This is a genomic window from Campylobacter sp. RM12654 (genome assembly GCF_020137585.1).
Taxonomy (GTDB): Bacteria; Campylobacterota; Campylobacteria; order Campylobacterales; family Campylobacteraceae; genus Campylobacter_E.
This window is the reverse complement of record NZ_JACGAR010000040.1, coordinates 1-5975: the sequence shown is the minus strand read 5'-3', so window position 1 is coordinate 5975 and position 5975 is coordinate 1. Positions and strand designations below refer to the sequence as shown.

Annotated in this window: 7 protein-coding genes; 4 read left to right on the top strand and 3 right to left on the bottom strand. The window is 25.1% G+C overall.

All coding sequences use genetic code 11. The features are described 5' to 3' along the window. Positions 1-34: 34 nt before the first annotated feature. From AVBRAN12654_RS09070 to AVBRAN12654_RS09055, 4 genes are all read left to right on the top strand, one after another. Positions 35-532, top strand: a complete 498-nt coding sequence (locus tag AVBRAN12654_RS09070) for a hypothetical protein (protein WP_336614346.1) — start codon at positions 35-37, stop codon at positions 530-532. A gap of 63 nt (positions 533-595) precedes the next feature. Further along, positions 596-1576: a hypothetical protein gene (locus AVBRAN12654_RS09065; protein ID WP_336614345.1), complete on the top strand. Its 981-nt coding sequence runs from the start codon at positions 596-598 to the stop codon at positions 1574-1576. Positions 1577-1586: 10 nt separating this feature from the next. Then, entirely contained in the window at positions 1587-1907 is a 321-nt protein-coding gene (locus AVBRAN12654_RS09060; RefSeq protein WP_336614344.1) for a hypothetical protein, read from the top strand. 191 nt (positions 1908-2098) lie between these two features. Then, positions 2099-2461: a hypothetical protein gene (locus AVBRAN12654_RS09055; protein WP_336614343.1), complete on the top strand. Its 363-nt coding sequence runs from the start codon at positions 2099-2101 to the stop codon at positions 2459-2461. A 38-nt stretch (positions 2462-2499) separates the two neighbouring features. Here the strand turns inward: AVBRAN12654_RS09055 and AVBRAN12654_RS09050 are convergent, their stop codons facing one another. The 3 genes from AVBRAN12654_RS09050 to AVBRAN12654_RS09040 form a co-directional block, all read right to left on the bottom strand. Then, positions 2500-3153 (bottom strand): hypothetical protein, encoded by a 654-nt coding sequence (locus tag AVBRAN12654_RS09050; protein ID WP_336614342.1) that lies wholly within the window; start codon positions 3151-3153, stop codon positions 2500-2502. A 533-nt stretch (positions 3154-3686) separates the two neighbouring features. Beyond that, the gene (locus AVBRAN12654_RS09045) at positions 3687-5207 is read right to left on the bottom strand and encodes a YifB family Mg chelatase-like AAA ATPase (RefSeq protein WP_214149829.1); all 1521 of its coding nucleotides are present in this window, start codon (positions 5205-5207) and stop codon (positions 3687-3689) included. A gap of 167 nt (positions 5208-5374) precedes the next feature. Further along, positions 5375-5725 (bottom strand): hypothetical protein, encoded by a 351-nt coding sequence (locus AVBRAN12654_RS09040; protein WP_336614341.1) that lies wholly within the window; start codon positions 5723-5725, stop codon positions 5375-5377. Positions 5726-5975: the final 250 nt, after the last annotated feature.

Here is a 5975-nt window from a genome sequence, read left to right as displayed (position 1 = left end):
ATCTCGTTTTTATTTTATTTTAAAAGGATTAAAAATGAATGCGACGATTTTATTCTCTCAAATTCAAGACAAGTTGCCTAAGAAAATAGGTGGATTTAAAAAAGCTCTTACAGCAAATCAAAATTACTCAAAACCAATTATGAGTAATGAAGAATTATTAAAAAAACTAGAAAGTTTAAGCGAAACCGAGCTTAAAGAAGTTGCTACAATACTTGAAAAAGACGAGCTTGATAGTCCTAGTGTATGTTTTTGGTTGCACAATTTCGTATTAGGATCTTTCGGTGTTTCAAGATTTAAGGTAGGGCATTTTAAAATAGGTATTATAAAATTATTAATTCTTATAATTTATCAAATAAGTTATATTGCAACGCTTTTAATTAGATTTGATCCACAAATTACTTTTATATTTTATTTATTAGTTTGTGCATTTTGGTTTATAGATTTATTTAGCATAGGTGTATTTTTAAGAAATAAAAACCTAGAAAAGGTTAATAATATCATAGACTTAGTAAAGGCAAGAAATGCAAATTAAGATACTTTGTATTTTTAATGAAAGAACATTCTCTCATTTTTAAATTTCAATAAAGGAATACCAATGAATAATCAATTGCAATCTGAACTTTTAAGCTGCATCAATAGTTATCCTAAAGATACTTTAGCAGTCACTTGTGACAATATAAGCGATTTTAATTTAAATAGTAATTTGCAAGATATTACTATTAATAGTAATGTTAAAATTATAAAACTAATACCTAAAAATTCGCAATATAATTATGAATTATTCAATAATGAATCAGGGTTAGAATTAGCAAGTGTTATTGATAAGAATATTAAACTAAATAATGACAATATAGTTACTACGCAAATGCCCAATATAACACCTACTAATAATTACAACAATGATTATAAAACTACTCAAGAAGTGCCTAATTATAATCATAATGAACCTAAAAATTCAATAGTATTTGAATATTTACCTGAATTTATATTTGGATGTTTAGTAGCAGCATTAATAACAACATTAGTAACTGTAATTTGTAAATTATTTCATAAAACTAATATTACAGTATATAGAGATTATTGTGATGCTATGTGCAGTTTATTAAATTACATAATAATATTTATTTTAATATTATTAGCATTATTACATTTGGATAATAAAATAGGAATCTTTCCTATAATATCTTGTTTATTTGCATTAATGCTAAGTCTATTTTACAACCTATTATGTTCAATTAGAACCAACAATGGTATATTTCGAATTACAGTATCATTTATTACTAAAATAATATTAGGTATAGTTACCTTATTCTATATACATTCATTCTTTTGTAAACCTAGAAGGTCTGATGATGAAACTACTTATGAATACCATAAAAGATGTAGGGATTATAGTAAAGATAGTCTTATAAAATCAACAATCTTACTAACTATTATGTACAACATTATTGAATATAGAGTATTTATTTATGATCCTAATAATATGGTTGAAGAAGAAGAGTATGATGAAGAATACTATGATGAAGATGAGTATAATGAATACGAAGAAGTTGATAATAAAAAATATTTAAAATAAGGATGAATAAATGAATAATTTAAACAACGAAATTAAAAAGCCTTTTATTGATAGTAAAAACTATCCTTTCAAACTAATTTATAAAGATAAATATTTTGAAGTAGTAGTCGGAGAAGCACAGACAAATAAGGGTGAATTATCAATAGGCATAAGGACAAATCATTTTCCTAAGGATAATTTTCACAATGATTGTTATTTTATTTTCCCATCGCATTTTGGCGTTGAGTTTTTAAAATTATTTATATTAGACAATAACCCAAATAATGAAAATATCTCTCAAGCTATTACAAAAATATTTGAAGATAATAGGAGTAACAATGAAAAAAAATAATAATTAGTTTATTTTTAAGCACATATTTAAGTGCTTTTAATTTTTCTTTTTTTGATAATACACCAAAATGCAATGATGAAGCAGCACTTAAAGCCCTAGAAGAGCTTATAAGAGAAAATGCTCCTGAAGTAATATTTAAATATGGCGTTATTAAAGCATTTCAAGATGAAGTAGAAAATACGATAATTAAAGTGCGAGAGTTTAAAGATTATGATTATTCATATAATGGTAATTTTGCTGAAAGCTACGCAGCAAATGCTTATAAACCCGTAATTGATTTATTGAATCAAATAATAAAATATGTAAGCAGTAATGTTAAGATGGATTTTTCTAGCTTTGTAACACTAAAAAACGAAGATGATAGAGCAAGATATTGTAATGCTGATTTGAAATTTGTTTATCCAACTATGCCAAATAAATTAAGCAGTAAAATAACAGATGGTAAGATAAAAGGCATAGTTGTGAATGGTGGAGAAAACGAAACTACAATAAAATATAAAACTTATTACACAGATGATAAAGAGCAAGTTTATGTAGAGCTAATTGATTATTAAAATATTTTTACTCAAACCTTTAAAGGCTTGAGTAAATTTTAAAATTTATAGCTTAATGCAAGTCCTATGCTACCGCCTTTGCTAATATCATTAACATAACCAAATCTTACTCCTGCATAAATATTATTCGCAAATGTATAGCCTAAAGATATATCAAATTCTGCATTCAAATCTTTTTCTTTTATAGTGTCAAAATAATATTTAAGATACACACCGCAACTCATTGTAAAATTATTCTCAAATTGCTTTCTAGCAGCAACACCAGTCTTTAAAAACATTGAATTTGCACTAACATTAATATCATTTGTATCAATATTATAAAACTTAGTTTCAAAACTTCTACTAGCATAACCTAGACCACCTAACAACAATAAAGACATATCATTACCAACTAAAATTCCATAACCACCAAGTGCTGAAAAACTATTAAAGCTATCTTTGATTTTACCTTTAACATTATATGAATTTACAAAATCACTATTAATTTCAGCATGAGTAAATCTAATATCATATACAAAATGATTTTCTTCATTTGTGTAAAATCTATTTGCGTACAAATCAGCTCTACCAACAAAATTATCTTCTAAACTAACTCCATTTTCTTCAACCAAACTAGTTCCATAAATATCCAAACCAACAAAATTGCTTGCAAAAGCATTTACACAAATTAACGAAAAAACTAATTTTTTCATAATATCTCCTAAAATAATTTTAAAAATATAATAATACCCCCCCCCCACTCTTAATAAAAGCTTAAAAATAAAATTATTAAAACCAATTTTTAAGGAATTTAATTCTTTATTATTTTATAATCACAAAAATTTTTTAAGCAAAATAAGGAGCTAAAAACACTAAAAAATATGGGACAAAATTTGCCAAAAAGCACGAAATAATAAATAATTTCAAAGCTTGTTATGACTTATTGGACGCTTATTATGAATTAATAAAAAAAGATAAAACAAATTACTCTTATCAAAACTTAGTATCAGCAATACAAAAAGCTAAAAATTAATTCAAGAACTTGAAAGAGATTTTAATGAAGTTATATCTAAAGAAAATCTTGATTTAGAAAAATATAATTTATATAACAAAAAGAAAAATTGTTTTATTCTCTGCTTTAAAAGGTATGAAAAGTATTGTATGTGATAATCAATTGTTAGATTATTGATTTAACTTTAACTACTAATTTTAAATTCTTTAAAACTAAAGAATTTAAAATCAAAATCTAATGTTTTGCTCTATATCTAAAAGATAAAGCTATTTTTATATCTTTTTCGTTTATTTTTAATCTCTCTTCAAAATCAGCCAAAGACCTAGCAACCTTTAAAACCTTATTAGCAGCCCTAGCACTTAAATGATAATTATTAATAGCTTTGTTAAAAATATCTCTTGCACTATCTTCTAAAATGCAGTATTTTTTAATATCTTCATCGCTTAATTTACCATTAAATTCATCTTGCTTTCTTATCTCTTTTTGAAAGATAAAAGCCTTTAAAATCTCATCAGCTAAATCCTTGCTACTAACACTTGCTTTTGCGTTCATATCAACCTCATCAACCGCCACATATAAATCAATTCTATCATAAATCGGCTCTGAAATCTTGCTTTTATACCTTATAATATCACGCTCAAGGCATTTGCAATTTTGCTCTTTTTTAAAGAGATTTCCACAAGGGCAAGGATTTAAGGCTGATATGAATAAGAATTTAGTTTTATAAGATATTTTTGAATTAACCCTTGAAATATTGATTAAATTATCTTCTAAAGGCTCTCTTAGGCTTTCTATAATTTGCTTATTAAAATAAGTAAATTCATCAAAAAACAAAACCCCATTATTTGCCAAAGCAATTTCGCCTATCCTAGCATTTTTAGTCCCACCACCTAAAATTGAGCTAATAGTTGAGCTTCTATGCGGACTTCTAAAACTTCTAATAGATGAAAAATCAAGCTTCTCACCATTTAAACTCCTATAAGCATTATTTTCTAAAATCTCATCAACGCTAAGTGGTGGCATTATATAAACTAGCCTTTTAGCACACATACTCTTACCGCTTCCAGGTGAGCCTTCTAGCATAATATTGTGCATTCCTAAAGCTGCTATTTTACAAGCTAATTTTGCTTGTTCTTGCCCCCTAATGTCTATAAAATCTAGTGGGTAATTTGTATTTTTTATATAGCTTTTATTATTGATTTTGATTAAAGAATTAAAAATATTTTCATTATAGTTTATTCTGAATTTTTCTTTATCTTCGCTAGTAAAAAACTCAAAAGCTTCAAGTAAATTCCCGACAGCATAACACTGCAAATTATAAATCAAACTAACTTCATTTGCTAAGTCTTTAGGCACTAAGACCTTAGAATTTGGCTTAAATCTAGCTAAAAACAATAAAATAGAAAAAAGCCCCGAAGTGCTTTTAATATCCCCATTTAACCCAAGCTCTCCGAATACATAATAATCATTATCTAAATCTTTTTCATAAAAATATACTAAAAGTGCAATTGCTAAATCAAAATAACTACCATTTTTAGGAATATCTGATGGGCTTAGATTTATTACGATTTTTTTGCAAGGCATTGTAAAATCATCAAGATTAGCAAAAGCTGATTTTATCCTATCTACACTTTCTTTGATACTAGTGCTTGCTAATCCTACGATATTAAAGGCAGGTAAGCCCTTTGACATCATTGCTTCAATATTTATTATATTTAGTTCGTTTGTATAAATTGCTGATTTTATATTTTTCATATTTTTACCTTTTCTTTAGAATACTTTAAGTTTATTAATACAAACCTGCAATTTATTTGATAATTTTAAAAATACAATTAAAATACATTCATTCTCTAATATCTAATTTTAAAGCTTCTTTATAAGCTTTAAGGTCATAATCTTCTACTTTTTTAATATAAAAATTATTAATAATAATTATACTTTAATTTCAATCTTTGATATTTTTTATTTATGCTTAAAATAAATCTAAAAAACCATTTTAATTTATAGTATTTATGGCAATATAATAAATATTTTTTATACAATAAAGCTATATTTAATCTATAAATAAGAATTTGACTAATTTTTATATCTGTATTAATACTACAAATTTTATCAATCACATATCGCTCAGATTTAATACTTTCATTTATTTTGCCAATATTATTCATTATAGAGCTGTAGTTATTGTAATATTTATATAAACACTCTTTAATAGAAATAATATTTTTGGTATTTTGTAAATACATAAAAAACACTAGAGCATCTTCGGCCATTAATAGCTTGTGTTTTATATCTAGTACAGAATTACAATAAATACTTTTTCTAAAACATTTATTCCAAACATTCCAAAATGAATTGTCAGAAAAAATATTGTTATGAAAATTATTTTTATTAAACACACTATCTTTAAACACAAGTATTTCTTCAATTTTTGTTTTTTGAAAATACTTAAAATTAAAACATACTAAATCAACCCCCCCCTATAAACCATATTATTATAAGCAATCTCACATGCGTTAAGCT

Coding starts and splice junctions, on each gene's coding strand:
- AVBRAN12654_RS09070 (WP_336614346.1), top strand. CDS start 35: ATGAATGCGACGATTTTATTCTCTCAAATTCAAGACAAGTTGCCTAAG.
- AVBRAN12654_RS09065 (WP_336614345.1), top strand. CDS start 596: ATGAATAATCAATTGCAATCTGAACTTTTAAGCTGCATCAATAGTTAT.
- AVBRAN12654_RS09060 (WP_336614344.1), top strand. CDS start 1,587: ATGAATAATTTAAACAACGAAATTAAAAAGCCTTTTATTGATAGTAAA.
- AVBRAN12654_RS09050 (WP_336614342.1), bottom strand. CDS start 3,153: ATGAAAAAATTAGTTTTTTCGTTAATTTGTGTAAATGCTTTTGCAAGC.
- AVBRAN12654_RS09045 (WP_214149829.1), bottom strand. CDS start 5,207: ATGAAAAATATAAAATCAGCAATTTATACAAACGAACTAAATATAATA.
- AVBRAN12654_RS09040 (WP_336614341.1), bottom strand. CDS start 5,725: ATGGCCGAAGATGCTCTAGTGTTTTTTATGTATTTACAAAATACCAAA.